Origin of the sequence: Achromobacter deleyi, from assembly GCF_016127315.1 — a bacterium.
GTDB classification, from domain to species: domain Bacteria; phylum Pseudomonadota; class Gammaproteobacteria; order Burkholderiales; family Burkholderiaceae_B; genus Achromobacter; species Achromobacter insuavis_A.
Genome location: NZ_CP065997.1, coordinates 264,618 through 282,488, shown reverse-complemented (window position 1 = coordinate 282,488; position 17,871 = coordinate 264,618). Strand labels below are relative to the sequence as shown.

The 17,871-nt window shown below is 67.8% G+C and carries 17 protein-coding genes; 5 read left to right on the top strand and 12 right to left on the bottom strand.

The window, feature by feature from the left end:
* Positions 1-59: 59 nt before the first annotated feature.
* Complete coding sequence (locus I6I07_RS01140; protein WP_198485417.1) at positions 60-617, top strand: GNAT family N-acetyltransferase; 558 nt, start codon at positions 60-62, stop codon at positions 615-617.
* A 47-nt stretch (positions 618-664) separates the two neighbouring features.
* Here the strand turns inward: I6I07_RS01140 and I6I07_RS01135 are convergent, their stop codons facing one another.
* Positions 665-1,837, bottom strand: coding sequence for a vWA domain-containing protein (locus I6I07_RS01135; protein WP_198485416.1), 1,173 nt, complete (start codon positions 1,835-1,837; stop codon positions 665-667).
* Between the two features lie 22 nt (positions 1,838-1,859).
* Positions 1,860-2,741, bottom strand: a complete 882-nt coding sequence (locus I6I07_RS01130) for an AAA family ATPase (protein ID WP_180187442.1) — start codon at positions 2,739-2,741, stop codon at positions 1,860-1,862.
* Positions 2,742-2,919: 178 nt separating this feature from the next.
* On the opposite strand from I6I07_RS01130, the gene I6I07_RS01125 reads away from it, so the two are divergent.
* The gene (locus I6I07_RS01125) at positions 2,920-3,273 is read left to right on the top strand and encodes a c-type cytochrome (protein ID WP_035360031.1); all 354 of its coding nucleotides are present in this window, start codon (positions 2,920-2,922) and stop codon (positions 3,271-3,273) included.
* Positions 3,274-3,287: 14 nt separating this feature from the next.
* Positions 3,288-3,650, top strand: coding sequence for a c-type cytochrome (locus tag I6I07_RS01120; protein ID WP_198485415.1), 363 nt, complete (start codon positions 3,288-3,290; stop codon positions 3,648-3,650).
* A gap of 75 nt (positions 3,651-3,725) precedes the next feature.
* Here the strand turns inward: I6I07_RS01120 and I6I07_RS01115 are convergent, their stop codons facing one another.
* Positions 3,726-4,151, bottom strand: a complete 426-nt coding sequence (locus I6I07_RS01115) for a DUF1841 family protein (RefSeq protein ID WP_198485414.1) — start codon at positions 4,149-4,151, stop codon at positions 3,726-3,728.
* A gap of 205 nt (positions 4,152-4,356) precedes the next feature.
* Between I6I07_RS01115 and icd the strand changes: the two genes are divergently transcribed.
* Together icd and I6I07_RS01105 are read left to right on the top strand one after the other, a co-directional pair.
* Complete coding sequence (icd, locus tag I6I07_RS01110) at positions 4,357-5,613, top strand: NADP-dependent isocitrate dehydrogenase (protein WP_006393232.1); 1,257 nt, start codon at positions 4,357-4,359, stop codon at positions 5,611-5,613.
* Between the two features lie 239 nt (positions 5,614-5,852).
* A complete protein-coding gene (locus tag I6I07_RS01105) occupies positions 5,853-7,397 on the top strand; it encodes a methyl-accepting chemotaxis protein (RefSeq protein ID WP_198485413.1) in 1,545 nt (514 codons plus the stop codon).
* Here the strand turns inward: I6I07_RS01105 and dapA are convergent.
* The 9 genes from dapA to kdpF form a co-directional block, all read right to left on the bottom strand.
* Complete coding sequence (gene dapA, locus I6I07_RS01100; RefSeq protein WP_180187445.1) at positions 7,375-8,274, bottom strand: 4-hydroxy-tetrahydrodipicolinate synthase; 900 nt, start codon at positions 8,272-8,274, stop codon at positions 7,375-7,377. The genes I6I07_RS01105 and dapA overlap by 23 nt on opposite strands.
* Positions 8,275-8,277: 3 nt before the next feature.
* Positions 8,278-8,601, bottom strand: coding sequence for a hypothetical protein (locus I6I07_RS01095; protein ID WP_232625849.1), 324 nt, complete (start codon positions 8,599-8,601; stop codon positions 8,278-8,280).
* 142 nt (positions 8,602-8,743) lie between these two features.
* Positions 8,744-9,505 (bottom strand): TorF family putative porin, encoded by a 762-nt coding sequence (locus I6I07_RS01090; RefSeq protein ID WP_198485412.1) that lies wholly within the window; start codon positions 9,503-9,505, stop codon positions 8,744-8,746.
* 118 nt (positions 9,506-9,623) lie between these two features.
* On the bottom strand, positions 9,624-10,316 hold the full coding sequence (gene kdpE, locus I6I07_RS01085) for a two-component system response regulator KdpE (RefSeq protein WP_198485411.1): 693 nt from the start codon (positions 10,314-10,316) through the stop codon (positions 9,624-9,626).
* 9 nt (positions 10,317-10,325) lie between these two features.
* On the bottom strand, positions 10,326-13,112 hold the full coding sequence (locus tag I6I07_RS01080) for a sensor histidine kinase (RefSeq protein WP_198485410.1): 2,787 nt from the start codon (positions 13,110-13,112) through the stop codon (positions 10,326-10,328).
* A 51-nt stretch (positions 13,113-13,163) separates the two neighbouring features.
* A complete protein-coding gene (gene kdpC, locus I6I07_RS01075; protein ID WP_232625848.1) occupies positions 13,164-13,772 on the bottom strand; it encodes a potassium-transporting ATPase subunit KdpC in 609 nt (202 codons plus the stop codon).
* A 30-nt stretch (positions 13,773-13,802) separates the two neighbouring features.
* Positions 13,803-15,962 (bottom strand): potassium-transporting ATPase subunit KdpB, encoded by a 2,160-nt coding sequence (gene kdpB, locus I6I07_RS01070; RefSeq protein WP_198485409.1) that lies wholly within the window; start codon positions 15,960-15,962, stop codon positions 13,803-13,805.
* 22 nt (positions 15,963-15,984) lie between these two features.
* Positions 15,985-17,781: a potassium-transporting ATPase subunit KdpA gene (kdpA, locus tag I6I07_RS01065; RefSeq protein WP_198485408.1), complete on the bottom strand. Its 1,797-nt coding sequence runs from the start codon at positions 17,779-17,781 to the stop codon at positions 15,985-15,987.
* Entirely contained in the window at positions 17,781-17,870 is a 90-nt protein-coding gene (kdpF, locus tag I6I07_RS01060; protein ID WP_035360036.1) for a K(+)-transporting ATPase subunit F, read from the bottom strand. Before kdpF ends, kdpA begins: the two co-directional genes overlap by 1 nt.
* Position 17,871: the final 1 nt, after the last annotated feature.

Below are 17,871 nucleotides of genomic sequence, written 5' to 3'. Positions count from 1 at the left end.
CGGCGACATCGCCGGTTTTTTTTGTCTGGTGGTCAGGGTGGCCCGCTACAATCCGCGCCATGACTACGCACGCTGACAACGGCGCCCCGGAAGGCGCCATCCTGGTCGATTGCACGCATGAACGCCATGCGGACCAGATCCTGGCCATCTTCAACGAGGCCATCGCCACCTCGACCGCGCTGTACGACTACAAGCCGCGCCCGCGCGAGGCCATGCAGGGCTGGTTCCAGGCCAAGCGCGGCGGCGGTTTTCCGGTGGTGGGGTACGAGAACGCGGCGGGCGAGCTGATGGCGTTTGCCAGCTACGGCACGTTCCGCGCCTGGCCGGCCTACAAGTATTCGGTCGAGCATTCCGTGTATGTCGACGGCCGTTTCCGCGGGCAGGGGCTGGGCGAGGCGCTGATGCGCGTGCTGATCGCGCGCGCCCGCGCCAACCAGGTGCACCTGATGATCGGCGGCATCGACGCGGCCAACCAGGGCAGCATCAAGCTGCATGAGAAGCTGGGCTTCACGCATGCCGGCACCATCCGCGAGGCGGGTTTCAAGTTCGGCCGCTGGCTCGACCTGGCGTTCTACCAGTTGACGCTGGACACGCCGGCGCAGCCGGTGGATGGCTGACGCGCGCTGCCGCGGGGGCGCCGCGGCGCGCGGCCGTGGCCGTTGCCTCACTTCGACAGCACCCGCATCGCCTGTTCCAGCCCCGCGACCGTCACGGGGTACATGCGGTCCTGCATGATGTCGCGCATCAGCGCGATCGACTGGCGGTACTGCCACGACGCGGTGGGCTCGGGATTGAGCCACACCGACTTGGGCCAGGCGTCCAGCAGCCGGCGCATCCATTGCGCGCCGGGTTCCTTGTTGTAGTGCTCGACCGAGCCGCCCGGTTGCAGGATCTCGTAGGGGCTCATGGTGGCGTCGCCGACGATGATCAGGCGCCAGTCCGGGTTGTATTTGCGCAGCACGTCCCAGGTGTCGGAGCGTTCGTTCTGGCGCCGGCGGTTGCTCTGCCACAGGCTCTCGTAGGGGCAGTTGTGGAAGTAGTAGACCTCGAGATTGCGGAATTCGCTGCGGGCCGCGGAGAACAGTTCCTCGACGCGGCCGATGTGGTCATCCATGCTGCCGCCGACGTCCAGCAGCATCAGCACCTTGACCGTGTTGTGGCGCTCCGGGACCATGCGCAGGTCCAGGTGGCCGGCGTTGCGCGCGGTGCTGGCGATGGTGTCGTCCAGGTCCAGTTCGAGTTCGGCGCCTTCGCGCGCGAAGCGCCGCAGGCGGCGCAGCGCGACCTTGAAGTTGCGCGTGCCCAGCTCGACCTGGTCGTCGTAGTCCTTGAACTGGCGCATGTCCCAGACCTTGACCGCGCTGCGGTTGCCGGCCGACTGGCCGCCGACGCGGATGCCTTCGGGGTGATAGCCGCCGTTGCCGAAGGGCGAGGTGCCGCCGGTGCCGATCCACTTGCTGCCGCCGGCATGGCGTTCCTTCTGCTCTTCCATGCGCTCCTTGAAGAGCTCCATCAGCTTGTCCCAGCCGTGCTTCTCGATGGCGGCCTTTTCCTCCGGCGTCAGGCTCTTCTCGAACTGCTTGATGAGCCAGTCCAGCGGGATGTCCTTGCCCGCCGGCAGCGCGGCCTCGATGCCCTTGTAGTAGGCGCCGAAGGCCTTGTCGTAGCGGTCGTAGAGCGATTCGTCCTTGACCAGCGCGGTGCGCGCCAGGAAGTAGAAGTCGTCCAGCGTGGGCGTCATCACGTCCTGGCGCAGCGCGTCCACCAGCGTCAGGTATTCCTGCACCGAGACCGGCAGCTTGTGGGCCCGCAGGTGGTAGAAGAAGTCGATCAGCATGGCAGGCGCCGTGAAGGAAGCGTCAGCGGCGCGGCGCGCCGCGGGTCATGGCGGCGAGCCGTTCCAGCAGGTGCACGTCCTGTTCGTTCTTGAGCAGCGCGCCGGCCATCAGCGGCACCGCGGTGGCGGTGTGCGCGTCGATCTGCGCCGCGCTGACGTCCTCGGCCAGCAGCAGGCGCAGCCAGTCCAGCAGTTCGGAGGTCGACGGTTTTTTCTTCAGGCCGGGCGCGTCGCGCAGGCTGAAGAACGTGTCGAGCGCCGCGCGCAGCACGTCCTGCTTGAGCTCGGGGAAGTGCACCGCGACGATGTCGCGCATGGTGTCGCGGTCGGGGAAGCGGATGTAGTGGAAGAAGCAGCGGCGCAGGAAGGCGTCTGGCAGGTCCTTCTCGTTGTTGGAGGTGATGATGACCAGCGGCCGGTGGCGTGCGGCGATGGTCTGGCGCGTTTCGTACACATGGAATTCCATGCGGTCGAGTTCGCGCAGCAGGTCGTTGGGGAATTCGATGTCGGCCTTGTCGATCTCGTCGATCAGCACCACCACCGGCTGTTCGGCGTCGAAGGCCTGCCACAGCGTGCCCTGCACGATGTAGTTGCGGATGTCGCGGACTTTCTCGTCGCCGAGCTGCGAGTCGCGCAGGCGCGACACCGCGTCGTATTCGTAAAGACCCTGATGCGCCTTGGTGGTGGATTTGATGTGCCACTGCAGCAAAGGACGGTCCAGCGCGCGCGCCACTTCCTCGGCCAGCATGGTCTTGCCGGTGCCGGGTTCGCCCTTGATCAGCAGCGGGCGCTGCAGTGTCAGCGCGGCGTTGACGGCGAGCTTGAGGTCATCGGTGGCGACGTATCGGTCGGTGCCATCGAAGCGTGCGTGCGGTGCGGAAGGAGCGGTCTGGGCAGCGGACATGGATCAGCGGACTTCTCAGGGTTGATGGGGATCAAGGCCATTTTCGGGTATTAATCCTAGACAATTATCGTACAATCAGGCGGTTTTGCAGTTGGGTTCGACCCGCAACGTGTTTGCCGGGGGCCTTTCAGTGTGAGCAGGCCCTAGTCCTCAAGCCATACCAAGAAGAGCCATCCCAATGAAGTTGCGATTCTCTCTGAAGTACTCGGTTTCCCTGCTGGCCGCATTGGCATCCTGTGCGATCGCCGGCCAGGCAGTTGCTGCGGATGCAGCGCCGGTCGGTAATGTCCAGAACGCCCGTGACAAGGTTTCCATGTGCATTGGTTGCCATGGCATCGAAGGCTACAAGGCGACGTTTCCCGAGCTTTATCACGTACCGATGATCGCTGGCCAGAACGCCAAGTACATCGAGACCGCCCTCAATGAGTACAAGAAAGGCGCGCGCAGCCATCCCACGATGGATGCCATTGCCGGCAGCCTGTCCGACCAGGATATCGCCGACCTGGCCGCTTACTACTCGAACCTGAAATAACCGGGGGCAATCACATGAACCGCATCATGCTTGCCCTCGCGGGCGCGACGCTGGCCATTTCGGGCGCGACTGCCCAGGCCCAGGACCTGGCGGCCGGCAAGGCCGTCTTCGACAAATTCAATTGCGCCTCGTGCCACGGCGCCGACGCCAAGACGGCGGTGGACCCGGCCTATCCGACGCTGGCCGGCCAGCACGCCGATTACCTGGTGCATGCGCTCAAGGCCTACCGCCGCGGCGCCTCGGGCAGCGCGGCCACCGCCAACGTGCGCAAGAACCCCATCATGGGCGCCTTCGCCACCCAGCTGTCCGACCAGGACATCGGCAACGTGGCGGCCTGGCTGTCGGCCCAGCCCAGCGACCTGGGCGTGCGCAAATAGCGCGACGGTCCGGCCGCATGCAAAAAACCCTCGGGAGACCGAGGGTTTTTTCTTGGGCGTTCGCGCGGCGCGGGGCTAGCGCTCGGCGCGCTGGCGGATCAGGTCGATGTAGGTATCGCTGTCCAGCGGGGTGCCCAGGCGTTGCGCTTCCCAGACGACCCGGCCCAGGCATTCCATGATCTCGTGCGCGGCCTGGTGCGCGTCGGTGCGCGCCACCAGGCGCTGGTAGGCGTTGCGGATGCCGGGCGGATGGTCGATCGACAGCTGCTCGGCGATGGCCAGGTGCATCGACAGGTGCAGGAACGGGTTGGTGCGGCCCTTTTCCACCGCGTATTCGGCGGTCATGGCCTCGGGGCTTTCGAGATCGGCGTGGTATTCCGGATGCTCGATGATCCAGTCCAGGGCCATGGCCTCCAGCGGGGTCAGGACCTCGTTGGCGCGGTGCTTGCGCCAGGTTTCGATGAAGAATTCGCGGACTTGGTCGCGGGAAGGGTTGAACATTGTCAGACGGATGCCATGCTGGCCAGAGAGGGCTTTATTTTACCGCCCGCCGGGGCGCCGCCCGCCCGCCGGCCGCAATGCGATATAGAATTGGTTGCTATCCGCTATCCAGTGTGCGTTTCGCCAGGGCCGCGCGGCCTGCGGACCACATGCCAGCCGATGCGGCGCGCGTGCAGAAAAACCACTCGGAGCAAATGGAGCATTCATGTCCTATCAACATATCAAGGTGCCCGCTGGGGGCCAGAAGATCACGGTCAACGCTGATTTCTCGCTGAATGTGCCGGATCAGCCCATCGTGCCCTACATCGAGGGTGACGGCACCGGCGCCGACATCACGCCCGTCATGATCAAGGTGGTGGACGCCGCCGTGCAGAAGGCCTATGGCGGCAAGCGCAAGATCCACTGGATGGAGGTCTACGCCGGCGAAAAGGCCACCAAGGTCTACGGCCCGGACGTCTGGCTACCCGACGAGACCCTGGACGTGGTCAAGGACTACGTGGTCTCGATCAAGGGTCCGCTGACCACGCCCGTGGGCGGCGGCATCCGTTCGCTGAACGTGGCGTTGCGCCAGCAGCTGGACCTGTACGTCTGCCTGCGCCCGGTGGCGTATTTCAAGGGCGTGCCCTCGCCGGTGCGTGAACCCGAAAAGACCAACATGGTGATCTTCCGCGAGAACTCGGAAGACATCTACGCCGGTATCGAATACATGGCCGACAGCGAGCAGGCCAAGGAACTGATCCAGTTCCTGCAGACCAAGCTCGGCGTCAAGAAGATCCGTTTCCCGAACACCTCGTCGATCGGCATCAAGCCGGTGTCGCGCGAGGGCACCGAGCGCCTGGTGCGCAAGGCGGCGCAGTACGTCATCGACAATGACCGCACGTCGCTGACCCTGGTGCACAAGGGCAACATCATGAAGTTCACGGAAGGCGGCTTCCGCGACTGGGGCTATGCGCTGCTGCAGAAGGAATTCGGCGCGCAGCTGATCGACGGCGGCCCGTGGTGCAAGTTCAAGAACCCCAAGACCGGCCGCGAGATCATCGTCAAGGACGTCATCGCCGACGCGTTCCTGCAGCAGATCCTGCTGCGCCCGGCCGAATACGACGTCATCGCCACCCTGAACCTGAACGGCGACTACATTTCCGACGCGCTGGCCGCGCAAGTGGGCGGCATCGGCATCGCCCCGGGCGCCAACCTGTCCGATTCGGTCGCCATGTTCGAGGCCACCCACGGCACGGCGCCGAAGTACGCGGGCAAGGACTACGTCAACCCGGGTTCGGAGATCCTGTCGGCGGAAATGATGCTGCGCCACATGGGCTGGACCGAGGCGGCCGACCTGATCATCTCGAGCATGGAGAAGTCGATCCTGTCGAAGAAGGTCACGTATGACTTCGCCCGGCTGCTGGAGGGCGCGACGCAGGTGTCGTGCTCCGGTTTTGGTCAGGTCATGATCGAAAACATGTGACCTGGGATATCGGCGCATAATCGCGCATCCTGAAAAGCAAGGCCCTGGCGGCCTTGCTTTTTTTTCGCGCGCGCGTGGCGCATCCAAATGCCCGCCGGGCTTGACGTAGATCAAGCCGGCTCCCTCTCGTCGGTGAAAACCCTGTCGCTCCCCTTTATTCTGATCAGACGCAACAGATAAATCGTCACATTTCGCTGCCTTTGGTTTCCGGCGGCGGTGGGCATGGAGAAAAAGGGTCTATGAAGAATTCAAGCTTGCGCAGGGAGTTGCTGTGGTTCGTGCTCGCGATCGGGGTCGCGGTGCTGGCCTTGGGGGGATGGGATGCCTGGGAGCGGCGCGCCGAGATGCTGGCCGAGCGCAAGACGGAACTGCGCAACGTGCTGGACCTGGCCGCCGGCATCGTGCGCAATGGCAAGCAGCGCGCCATCGACGAGCACCTGTCGCCCGAGCAGGCCAAGCGCAACGTGGCGCAGCGGCTGGCGCAACTACGCTACGGCGCGGATGGCTATGTCGGCGTGTTCGACGACAGCTACACGCTGCTGGTGCATCCCGATGCCAGGATGACCGGCACCAACGTGCGCGCGGTCAAGGACAGCGACGGCCTGCCGATCTTCGAGAATCTCTACGCGCAGGGCAAGGCGGGCGGCGGTTTCGTCCAATACCACTTTCCGCGGCCGGGGGCCGAAGAGGCGCTGCCCAAGGCCAGCTACGCCGTCTACGACCCGGAATGGGGCTGGCTGATGTTCACCGGCCTGTACGTGGATGACGTCGACGCCGCCTTTCGCGCGACGCTGTGGCGTCAGGGCGGCGTGACGCTGGCGCTGCTGGTGGTGCTGCTGGCGGCAGCGCTGCGGTTCTTCCGTTCCCATATCATCCGGCCGCTGGACGAGGCGGTGGCGGTCTGTGAGCGGGTGGCGCAGGGTGACCTGTCCAGCATCATTTCGCGCCACCATCGCGGCGAGATCGGCCGGCTGTTCGACGCCATGGCCTTGATGCAGGAGCGGCTGGACGTGGCGGTGCGCACCATCGTGCACTCCACCGGTTCGATCGCGGCGGCCTCGCGCCAGATCGCCGCGGGCAGCATGGACCTGCACGACCGCACCGAGAAACAGGCGGCCGCGCTGGAACAGACCGCGGCCAGCGTCGAGCAGATCACGGCCACCGCCAAGCAGAGCGCCGACCACGTGCGCGAGGTCAGTTCGCTGGCGGGCCAGTCGGCGCAGTTGGCGCGGCAGGGCAGCGAGGAAACGCAGCATGCGATCGACGCGATGCGCGAGATCTCGCAGAGCTCGCAGCGCATCGACGAGATCATCCGGCTGATCGACGAAATCGCGTTCCAGACCAATATCCTGGCGCTCAATGCCGCGGTGGAAGCCGCGCGCGCCGGCGAACAGGGACGCGGGTTCGCCGTGGTGGCGGGCGAGGTGCGGGCGCTGGCGCAGCGCTCGGCCACCGCCGCCAAGGAAATCAAGACGCTGATCGAGGCGTCGTCGGATTCGGTCGAACGCGGCAGCCAGCGGGTGGAGCAGGCCAGCGCCACCATGAGCAGCGTGCTGCAGTCGGCGGCGAGCAGCGCGCCGTTGATGGGCGAGATCGCCACCGCGTCGTCCGAGCAGAGCGTCGGCATCGAACAGATCAATCAGGCGGTGACGCACCTGGACAGCGTGACGCAGCAGAACGCGGCGCTGGTCGAGGAGTTCGCGGCGTCGGCCGCCACCTTGCACGACCAGGCCGACGACCTGGCGCGCGCGGTGGCGGTGTTCAAGCTGTCTGCAGCCTACTAGGCGAGCCCTGCACCACGCTCATGGCCCGCTGCAGGCGCGGGGTCAGCTCGCGGCTGGCGCTGGTCATGGGCAGGCGCAGTTCGTCGGCGATCAGGCCTTGCAGGGCCAGCGCGCGCTTGATCGGCGCCGGGTTGGGTTCGGCGAACAACACGCGGATCAGGCCGCGCAGCGGCTCGAACAATTCGCGCGCCGCTTCGGCGTGGCCGTCGCGCGCCAGCTGCATCACTTCGACGAAGCGCTCGGGGAACAGGTGCGCGGCCGCCGGAATGGCGCCGCGCCCGCCCGCCAGGAAATGATCGAGCAGCGCCATGTCCTCGCCGCACAGGGCCGCCAGGTGCCCGCGCGCGTTCAACGCCATCAGTACCGGCGGATTGCATTCCTTGACCGCGCGGAAGTTGGGCAGCAGCGCCAGCGATTCCATGGTTTCGACCGTCATCGTGACGCCGGCGCGCTTGGGGATGTTGTAGAGGATGATGGGGCGCTCGGTGGCCCAGGCGATCTGCCGGTAGTGCCACAGGATGCCCTGCTGCGACGGGCCCAGGTAATAGGGCGGCGGCACCAGGTAGCCGGCGGGCGCGTACTTGTCCAGGCGGCGGATGGCGGCGGCCACGCCACGCGTGTCGACGCCGCCCGCGCCGAACACCAGCGGCAGGGCGTGCGGATCGCGGCGGATAGCCTCGATCATCTCGATCTTCTCGGGGATGGAGAGCAGGTTGCCTTCGCCGGTGGAGCCGAACAGCACCAGGCCGGCCACGCCGGCGTTGCGGTAGTAGCGCGCCAAAGCCTGGGCGGCCTCGCAATCGACGTAGCCGCCGCGCATCGGCGTGACCATCGGCAGCCAGAGACCGTCGAAAGCGGGGGTGAGCGGGGTATCCATGGCTCACTGCACCGTAATGGCGGCAGCGGGGCGCAGCGGGCCGAATTCGGCCTGGGGCAGGCCGCACATCACCGCGTGCATCAGGGCGTCGACCTGGTCGCGGTCGCAATGCAGCTGCAGGATGCTCTGGCCATGGGCGTGATCCACCGACAGCACATAGACGCCGATGCGTTCGCCCAGTTCGCGGTGCAGGGCCAGCCGGACTTTCAAGGCGTCCAGCGTGTCGATCCTGACGGTCAGGGAAACCATCTCCGCGGGTTGCGGCGCGAGGGCCTGGGCGGGACGGTCAAACGAGGCGTACGTGCTGCGTTCTTGGCGGGGAATCATGGCGGTCGGGGGGGCGCAGCCGTGAGGGCGGGCTTGCGCGTATCCGGTTGGTTGATGACGATTCCACTATAGAAAGCGGGCCGTAAAACCTGCCGATAAATGCGGGCGCGACGCGTAAAAAGCGCGTCAACGCCCGGGCGCTTCAGAAAGTCTTGGTCAGCGACAGCAGGCCGGTGGCGCGGCCCATGTAGCGGCCGCGGCTGTTGGTGTAGACGGCGCGGTCGGCGTTGGTGTCGATGTAGGCGATCGAGACCGCCAGGCCCTGGCCGAAGTCCTTGGTCAATCCCAGTTTCCAGTCGGTGTAGGCCCCGTCGGTGACGTTGCGGACCGTCTGGCGGCCGACGTGGGCGTTGACCGTCAGGTCCCAGAAGCCGGTGTCGAAGTTGCCGCTCAGGTCGAAATACTGGCTGTACTTGCTGTCGGCGAAGCCGAACAGGTTGGTCATGGCGATCGAGTACTTGAACAGCACCGGGCCGTAGCCCAGGCCGGCGTACAGCTCGGTGGTGTCGGGGCTGGTGTAGCCCGACGGGTAGTCGCCGGGGTAGTAGTACTGCAGCACGCCCAGGTCGAACGGCACGTTCGGCGCCAGGTTGCCCTTGTAGCCGCCGTAGAAGTCCATTTCCACCGGCGCCGAGACCTTGCTGTTGCCGTCGTTGAGCCAGCTGATGCTGGAGTTCCAGTTGCCCAGGTACAGGCCGCTGGCATGCGTGAAATCGAAGCCGCCCTGGATGGCGGGCTGGTTGTTGGTCTGCATCAGGCCGCGGTAGCGGTACTGGCTGGCCAGGGTGACGTTGGCGGTCAGCGCGTACTCGGGGGCCGGTTCGCCGGCGGCGGGCGCATCGGCGGCGTGCGCGGGAGCGGCCAGGGCCAGCAGCGCGAGCGCGGCCAGGGTATTGCGGGACATGGAATTCTCCTGTGTTGGACGGGATCGCCACGATAGGAGAAGCGGCATAAACGGCGAGACAAGACTCGCGCGGCCCGCGTAAAAGGCGCATCAATGCGGCTGCGCCCCGCGCTCGCGTTCAGCCCGCGAAGCGATAGCCCACGCCGATCTCGGTCAGCAGGTAGATCGGTTGCGCCGGATCGGCCTCGAGCTTCTGCCGCAGGTGGCCCATGTAGATCCGCAGGTAGTGGTTGCTTTCCACGTGCGACGGGCCCCAGACCTCGCGCAGCAGTTCGCGGTGGGTCATGACCTTGCCGCGATGGGCCAGCAGCGCGGCCAGCAGGCGGTATTCCATGGCGGTCAGGTGCACGTGCTGGCCGCCGCGCTCGACCACGCGCTTGGCGAAGTCCACGCGCACGTCGCCGAAGCTGATCTCGGCGGCGCTGCCGGCGCCGCCGCGGGCATGGCGCCGCAGCAGCACGCGCAGCCGCGCCAGCAGTTCGCTGACGCCGAACGGCTTGGTCAGGTAGTCGTCTGCGCCGGCGTCCAGCGCCGCCACCTTGTCGGCCTCGGCGGTGCGCGCGGACAACACCAGCACCGGCACTTCGGTCCAGCCGCGCAGTTCGCGGATCAGGGTCATGCCGTCCTCGTCCGGCAGGCCCAGGTCGAGCACCACGGCGTCGGGCTGGCGGGTGCCGGCCTCGATCAGGCCGCGCTTGACGGTGTCGGCCTCGAACACGGCGCAGCCTTCGTCTTCCAGGGCCTGGCGCACGAAGCGGCGGATATTGGCGTCGTCCTCGATGATGAGGACGGTGGGCTGAAAGTCGAACATGCGATGGACTCAGGCGATTTCGGGGTGGATCGGAGGCGGCGTGCCCAGGGGCAGGGTGAAGACGAATTGCGCGCCGCTGGGCTGGCCCGGCGCGTGCTCGACCCAGATGCGGCCGTGGTGCGCGCTGACGATGGCTTCGCACACGGCCAGGCCGAGGCCGACGCCGGGCGTGGCGGACTCGCGTTCGCCACGGGTGAATTTCTCGAAGATGCGGCGCTCGGCGCCGGGCGCGACGCCGGGGCCGTTGTCGCACACCGCGACGCGCAGCTCGCCGTCCTGCGCCGCGGCATGCAGGCGGATGACGCTGCCGGCCGGCGTGTACTTGGCGGCATTCTCCAGCAGGTTGCACAGTACCCGCTCGATCAGCACGCCGTCGCATTCGACCAGCGGCAGGCCGGACAGGCTGTCGACCGCGACCTGGTGCGCCGCCAGCGGCTCGCGCATGGCGGCCAGCGACGCGCCGACCAGTTCTTCGATCGACTGCCACTCCAGCCGCAGCGGCGTGTCGCGGCTCTGCAGCCGCGCCATGTCGAGCAGGTTGGCGACCAGCGCGTGCATGCGCTGCGCCTGGTCGCGCATGGCGCGGATGGTGTCCTGGATGTCGGCCGGCAGCGCGTCCTGGCGCCGCATCAGCGTGTCGGTCATGCCGACCAGGCTGGTGAGCGGCGTGCGCAGGTCGTGCGAGACCGCGGCCAGCAGCGAGTTGCGCAGCTTCTCGGATTCCATGCTGACCAGCGCCTGCTGCGCCACTTCGACGTAGTGCAGGCGTTCCAGGGCGATGGCGATGAGCGTGGCGTAGGCTTCGATCTGGCGGCGCGAGTCGGGCTGCGAGAACAGGCTGCGGCGCGGCGCCGCCAGCGCCAGCACGCCGCGGGTGCGCATCGGCGCCTTCAGCGGCAGGTACAGCAGGTCGCTGTTGGACAGCGTGGCGGTGCCCGCGCCGGCCGGCTGGCCGTGATCGTAGACCCATTGGGCCAGCGCCGATTCCAGCGGCGGCATGTCGTCGGCGGCGGGGGAGGCCAGCTTGAGGCGGTCGTCCAGGCCCAGGATGTAGAGCGCGCAGCGCGAGCCGAAGGTGGCGTGCACGAAGGCGCCGGCGGATGCGACGATCTGCTCGGGCAGCAGCGCCGACGACAGCTCGCGCGCGAACTCATACAGACTGCGCGCATCGGCCTCGCGCTTGACCGAGGCCTGCGCCTGCAAGCGCAGGCCGGCGGTGAGCTGGCCGATCAGCAGGCCCACGGCCAGCAGCACGCCGAAGGTCAGCAGGTACTGCACGTCGGACACCGCGAACGAAGCCAGCGGCTGCACGAAGAAAAAGTCGAACAGCCCCACGCTGACGATCGAGGCCAGCGCGGCGGGGCCGCGGCCATGGCGCAGCGCCACCACCACCACCGCCAGCAGGAACAGCATGACGATGTTGGTCTGGTGCAGCGCCGGGAACGCCAGCGCCGACAGCGCGGTGGCCACCGCGCAATAGCACAGCGCCCAGGCATAGCCGGCCAGCGCCAGCGGGCTGCGTTCGTCGCCGGGCAGGCGGCCGCGGCGGCCGAGCGTCAGCGGGTCGCGGCCCGGCACACTGGCGGCGGGCAGGGGCGGCGCGCCCAGGCGGATGATGTCGATCTCGGGGCAGCCGGCGGCCAGCATGTCGGCGAAGCTGTGGCGGCGCCACAGCCAGCCGGGGCTGATGGCCGCGGTCAGCAGCGCCGACAGCGACAGCCTCAGGCGCTGCAGGCCGCTGGCGCGGGTGCGGCCGACGATGGCCTTGGTGATGTTGTGGCGGCGCACGTAGCGCACCACCGCGTCGACCATGTCGCCGCCGGCCAGGGTTTCGCAGCGCGCGCCCAGGGAGTCGGCCAGCGCCAGGCTGCGTTGCAGCCGTTCCTGCTCGGCCTGCGGCGGCGGCGCGACGCGCGGCACGTCGATGGTGACGACGTGCAGGTCGCATTCGAGCTGCTGGCTGAGGCGGTGGGCGCTGCGGATGACGTATTCGGCGTCGGCGTCGGGGCCGATGCAGGCCACCACCGCCTCGCGCGTGCGCCAGACCGGTTCGATGGCGCGGTCGCGGCGATAGGCCTGCACGTCGTCGTCGACATGGTCGGCGGTGCGTCGCAGCGCCAGTTCGCGCAGCGCGATCAGGTTGCCCTTGCGGAAAAAATTGCGGGTGGCATGGCGCGCCTGCTCGGGCAGGTAGACCTTGCCTTCCTTCAGGCGGCGCAGCAGTTCGTCGGCCGACAGGTCCACCAGGATGACTTCGTCGGCGGCGTCGAAGACCTCGTCGGGCACGGTTTCCCAGACCCGCACGCCGGTGATGCTGCCGACGGCCTCGTTCAGGCTGTCCAGGTGCTGCACGTTGAGCGTGGTCCAGACGTCGATGCCGGCCGCCAGCAGTTCCTGGATGTCCTGCCAGCGCTTGGCGTGGCGCGAGCCGGGCGCGTTGGAGTGGGCCAGTTCGTCGACCAGCACCAGGTCGGGGTGGGCCGCCAGCGCGCCGTCGAGGTCGAATTCCTTGAGCGCGTGGCCGCGGTAGGCGACATCCTTGAGCGGCAGGACGGCCACGCCCTCGAGCAGCGCGGCGGTCTCGCGCCGGCCGTGCGTTTCGACGATGCCGGCCAGCACGCGGGCGCCCTGCGCGGCATGGGCGCGGGCGGCCACCAGCATGGCGTAGGTCTTGCCGACGCCGGCGGACGACCCGAAGTAGACCCGCAACTTGCCGCGCACCGCCTGGCGCGCGGCGTCGTCGAGGTCTTTCAAGAGCGCGTCCGGATCGGGACGCTCGTCAGCATTGTCAGCCATGAACGCGCAAGTGAAATGGGGGAACGGCTGGCAATACTATACGCCGGCGTGTCATTTCACCGGCGCCAGTTGGTCCAGCGCCAGATTGAGCTTGAGCACGTTGACGACCGGGTCGCCCAGCACGCCCAGCCAGGGCTTGGAGGTGTTGGCTTCGATCAGGGCGTCGACCTTGTCGCGCGGCAGATGGCGGGCGCGGGCCACGCGCGCGGCCTGATAGGCCGCGGCGGCGGGGCTGATGTGCGGATCCAGGCCGCTGCCCGAGGCGGTGACCAGGTCCACCGGCACCGGCGTGGGATTGTCCGGATCGGCGGCCTTGAGGGCGGCGATGCGCGCCTGCACGGCCTCGGCCAGCGCCGGGTTGCGCGGCCCGAGGTTGGAGCCGCCGGAGTTGGCGCCGTTGTACGGCATCGGCGAGGTGGCCGACGGCCGGCCCCAGAAGTACTGCGGCGCGCTGAACGACTGGCCGATCCATTCCGAGCCGACCACCTTGTCGTCCTGGCGGATGAGCGAACCCGACGCTTCGTGCGGGAACACGGCGGCGGCGATGCCGGTGGTCAGGAAGGGGTAGGCCAGGCCGGTCACCAGCGACAGGGCGGCGAACACGACCAGCGCGGGGCGCAGGATGCCGCCTTGGCGCGGCAGGGGAAGAGCTTGTTTCATGATGAGTTCCTTTCCAGTGACGGGCGCGGGTCAGACCCAGCCCAGGGCGGCCAGCACCATGTCGACCAGCTTGATGCCGGCGAACGGCACCAGCAGGCCGCCCAGTCCATAGATCAGCAGATTGCGGCGCAGCAGGACCGAGGCGCCCAGCGGGCGGTAGCGCACTCCCTTGAGCGCCAGCGGGATCAGCACGATGATGATGAGCGCGTTGAAGATCACGGCCGACAGGATGGCCGAGGCCGGCGTGGTCAGGCCCATGATGTTCAGCACGTTCAGTTGCGGATACACCGTGGCGAACGCCGCCGGGATGATGGCGAAGTACTTGGCCACGTCGTTGGCGATGCTGAAGGTGGTCAGCGCGCCGCGCGTCATCAGCATCTGCTTGCCGATCTCGACGATCTCGATGAGCTTGGTGGGGTTGGAATCCAGGTCCACCATGTTGCCCGCCTCCTTGGCGGCCTGGGTGCCCGAGTTCATCGCCACCGCGACGTCGGCCTGGGCCAGCGCCGGCGCGTCGTTGGTGCCGTCGCCGGTCATCGCCACCAGGCGGCCTTCGCCCTGGTAGGCGCGGATCAGCTTGAGCTTGGCTTCCGGCGTGGCTTCGGCCAGGAAGTCGTCGACCCCGGCTTCGGCGGCGATGGAGGCGGCGGTGAGCTTGTTGTCGCCGGTGATCATCACGGTCTTGATGCCCATGCGGCGCAGTTCGGCGAAGCGCGACTGGATGTCGGGCTTGACGATGTCCTTGAGCTCGACCACGCCCAGCGCGCGGTTGCCGTCGCTGACCATCAGCGGCGTGCTGCCGCGGCGCGCGACATCCTCGGCCAGGCGCAGCACCTGCTCGGGCACCACGGCGTCCTGTTCGGCCAGCCAGGCGCGCACCGCATCGACCGCGCCCTTGCGGATGATGCGGTCCTTCAGGTTGACGCCGCTCATGCGGGTCTGCGCGGTGAACGGCACGTACTCGGCGTCCGGGGCGCGCACGGCCGGGCCGTGGATGGCCTTGTCGGCCAGCGTCACGATACTGCGGCCTTCCGGCGTTTCGTCGGCCAGCGAGGCCAGGCGCGCGGCGTCCGCCAGTTCGCGCGGCGACACGCCGGGCGCGGGCAGGAAGGTCGAGGCCTGGCGGTTGCCGAAGGTGATGGTGCCGGTCTTGTCCAGCAGCAGCACGTCGACGTCGCCGGCGGCTTCCACCGCGCGGCCCGAGGTGGCGATGACGTTGGCGCCCATCATGCGGCTCATGCCCGCCACGCCGATGGCCGACAGCAGGCCGCCGATGGTGGTGGGGATCAGGCAAACCAGCAGCGCCACCAGCACCGTGACGGTGACGGCGCTGCCGCCGCCGGCCGCGCTGACCGAGTAGATCGAGAACGGCATCAGCGTCGCGACCACCAGCAGGAACACCACCGTCAGGCCGACCAGCAGGATGGTCAGCGCCAGTTCGTTGGGCGTCTTCTGGCGCTTGGCGCCTTCGACCATGGCGATCATGCGGTCCAGGAAGCTTTCGCCCGGATCGGCGGCGATGCGCACGAAGATCCAGTCGGACAGCACCCGCGTGCCGCCGGTGACGGACGAGAAGTCGCCGCCGGATTCGCGGATGACCGGGGCCGATTCGCCGGTGATGGCGCTTTCGTCCACCGAGGCCACGCCGGCGATGACCTGGCCGTCGCCCGGGATGGTTTCGCCGGCTTCCACCAGCACCACGTCATTGCGGCGCAGCAGGCCGGACGCCTGCTTGACGGCCTGGTCGCGCCACAGCGCCGGTTCGGCGCGGGCGGCATCCTCGTCGCGAAAGCCCTTGAGCAGGCGCGCGTCGATGGTGGTGCGCAGGCCGCGCAGGGTGGCGGCCTGTTGCTTGCCGCGGCCTTCGGCCAGCGCTTCGGCGAAGTTGGCGAACAGCACGGTGAACCAGAGCCACACGGAGATCGCGAGGATGAAGCCCGCGGGCGCCTCGGCCTGGCCGCGCAGCGCCATGATCCACAGGATCGTGGTCAGGATGCTGCCCACGTAGACCACGAACATCACGGGGTTCTTGAGCTGCGCGGCGGGCGAGAGCTTGCGCAGGCTGTCGACCAGCGCGGGGCCGACCAGCGCGCCCGACCACATGCCGAACTTGCGTTCGAGCGGCGCGGCCGACGGCGCGCGGGCGGCGCCGCCGCCGGCGCCTTGGGTTGGCATATCAATCTTGGCCATTTTCTTTCCTAGCCTGTTGCATTCAGGGTTGCAGGTGTTCCGCGACCGGGCCCAGGGCCAGCGCGGGCACATAAGTCAGGGCGCCCACCAGCAGCACCGCGCCGATCAGCAGCACCACGAAGAGCGGGCCGGTGGTGGGCATGCTGCCGGGGCCGGCGGGCAGGCGGCGCTTGGCCGCCAGCGAGCCGGCCATCGCCAGCACCGCGACGATGATGGCGAAGCGGCCGAACCACATGGCGATGCCCAGCAGCACGTTGTAGAAGGGCGTGTTGGCGGACAGGCCGGCGAAGGCGCTGCCGTTGTTGTTGGCGGCCGAGGACAGTCCGTACAGGATTTCGGAGAAGCCGTGGATGCCCGGGTTCAGCACCCCGGCCTGGCCGGCCGTCACCGACACCGCCAGCGCGGTGCCGCCGAGCACCAGCAGCGGCGTCGCCAGGATTACGATCGAGACCATCTTCATGTCGTAGGCTTCGATCTTCTTGCCCAGGTACTCGGGCGTGCGGCCGATCATCAGCCCGGCGATGAAGACGCCCAGGATGGCGAACGCCAGCATGCCGTAGAGGCCGGAGCCGACCCCGCCGTAGACCACTTCGCCCAGCTGCATCAGCAGCATCGGCGACAGTCCGCCCATGGCGCTCAGCGAATCGTGCATGCCATTGACCGCGCCGCACGAGGCCGCCGTGGTGATGGTGGCGAACAGCGAGGTGGCGGCGATGCCGAAGCGGGTCTCCTTGCCTTCCATGTTGCCGCCCGGCGAGAGCGCGCTCATGGCGCTGTCGACGCCGGTCTGGGCGGTCATCGGATTGGGCTGCTGCTCGAAATAGGCGGTGCTCAAGGCGAACACGACGAACAGCAGGGTCATGGCCGCCAGGATGGCGATGCCCTGGCGCCGGTTGCCGACCATCTCGCCGAAGGTGAAGCACAGCGCCGCCGGGATCACCAGGATTGCCAGCATCTCCAGGAAATTCGACACGGCGGTCGGGTTTTCATAGGGATGGGCCGAGTTGGCGTTGAAGAAGCCGCCGCCGTTGGTGCCCAGCATCTTGATCGCTTCCTGCGAGGCGACCGGGCCCATCGCCAGCGTCTGCGTCTGGGTGACGGCGGGATCGGTCACGGGCTGGCCCTTGGCGTCCAGCACCGGTTGCCCCTGGGCGTCCACGCGCGGCTGGTCGTAGTGCAGGGCTTCGACCGTCTGCACCTCCTGGTAGGGGCTGAAGTTCTGGATCACGCCCTGGCTGACCAGCGCCAGCGCCAGCACCAGCGACAGGGGCAGCAGCACATACAGCGTGCTGCGCACCATGTCGGCCCAGAAGTTGCCCACCGTGGCCGAGCAATGGCGCGCCAGTCCGCGGATCAGCGCGAACAGCACCGCGATGCCGGTGGCGGCCGAGACGAAGTTCTGCACCGTCAGCGCCAGCATCTGCGTCAGGTAGCTCATCGTCGATTCGCCGCCGTAGCCCTGCCAGTTGGTGTTGGCCACGAAGCTGATGGCGGTGTTGAGCGAGGAATCGGGCGAGACGGCGCCCATGCCGGCCGGGTTCAGCGGCAGCAGGCCCTGCAGGCGTTGCAGCGCGTAGACCGCCACGATGCCCAGGATGTTGAAGGCGAGCACGGCCAGCGCATAGCGCTTCCAGCCCATTTCGGCTTGCGGGTCGATGCCCGCCAGCCGGTAGATGCCACGTTCCAGCGGGCGGCCCCAGGCGGTCAGCCGGGATTGCCCGTTTTCCATGGCGATGCGGATATAGCGCCCGAGAAAGGGCGCGATCGCGAGCAGGACCACCAGGTACACGACCAGCAGTCCGACGAATTCGGCAGTCATCAGAACTTCTCCGGTTTGAACAAGGCGACCAGCAGGTACACGAACAGCAGCGCGGACGTGATGCCGCTCAGCCAGTAGAGCCAGCTCATG

What these genes read in the sequence shown, in the direction of transcription:
- I6I07_RS01140 (WP_198485417.1), top strand. Translation starts at nt 60, where the DNA reads ATGACTACGCACGCTGACAACGGCGCCCCGGAAGGCGCCATCCTGGTC.
- I6I07_RS01135 (WP_198485416.1), bottom strand. Translation starts at nt 1,837, where the DNA reads ATGCTGATCGACTTCTTCTACCACCTGCGGGCCCACAAGCTGCCGGTC.
- I6I07_RS01130 (WP_180187442.1), bottom strand. Translation starts at nt 2,741, where the DNA reads ATGTCCGCTGCCCAGACCGCTCCTTCCGCACCGCACGCACGCTTCGAT.
- I6I07_RS01125 (WP_035360031.1), top strand. Translation starts at nt 2,920, where the DNA reads ATGAAGTTGCGATTCTCTCTGAAGTACTCGGTTTCCCTGCTGGCCGCA.
- I6I07_RS01120 (WP_198485415.1), top strand. Translation starts at nt 3,288, where the DNA reads ATGAACCGCATCATGCTTGCCCTCGCGGGCGCGACGCTGGCCATTTCG.
- I6I07_RS01115 (WP_198485414.1), bottom strand. Translation starts at nt 4,151, where the DNA reads ATGTTCAACCCTTCCCGCGACCAAGTCCGCGAATTCTTCATCGAAACC.
- icd (WP_006393232.1), top strand. Translation starts at nt 4,357, where the DNA reads ATGTCCTATCAACATATCAAGGTGCCCGCTGGGGGCCAGAAGATCACG.
- I6I07_RS01105 (WP_198485413.1), top strand. Translation starts at nt 5,853, where the DNA reads ATGAAGAATTCAAGCTTGCGCAGGGAGTTGCTGTGGTTCGTGCTCGCG.
- dapA (WP_180187445.1), bottom strand. Translation starts at nt 8,274, where the DNA reads ATGGATACCCCGCTCACCCCCGCTTTCGACGGTCTCTGGCTGCCGATG.
- I6I07_RS01095 (WP_232625849.1), bottom strand. Translation starts at nt 8,601, where the DNA reads ATGATTCCCCGCCAAGAACGCAGCACGTACGCCTCGTTTGACCGTCCC.
- I6I07_RS01090 (WP_198485412.1), bottom strand. Translation starts at nt 9,505, where the DNA reads ATGTCCCGCAATACCCTGGCCGCGCTCGCGCTGCTGGCCCTGGCCGCT.
- kdpE (WP_198485411.1), bottom strand. Translation starts at nt 10,316, where the DNA reads ATGTTCGACTTTCAGCCCACCGTCCTCATCATCGAGGACGACGCCAAT.
- I6I07_RS01080 (WP_198485410.1), bottom strand. Translation starts at nt 13,112, where the DNA reads ATGGCTGACAATGCTGACGAGCGTCCCGATCCGGACGCGCTCTTGAAA.
- kdpC (WP_232625848.1), bottom strand. Translation starts at nt 13,772, where the DNA reads ATGAAACAAGCTCTTCCCCTGCCGCGCCAAGGCGGCATCCTGCGCCCC.
- kdpB (WP_198485409.1), bottom strand. Translation starts at nt 15,962, where the DNA reads ATGGCCAAGATTGATATGCCAACCCAAGGCGCCGGCGGCGGCGCCGCC.
- kdpA (WP_198485408.1), bottom strand. Translation starts at nt 17,781, where the DNA reads ATGACTGCCGAATTCGTCGGACTGCTGGTCGTGTACCTGGTGGTCCTG.
- kdpF (WP_035360036.1), bottom strand. Translation starts at nt 17,870, where the DNA reads ATGAGCTGGCTCTACTGGCTGAGCGGCATCACGTCCGCGCTGCTGTTC.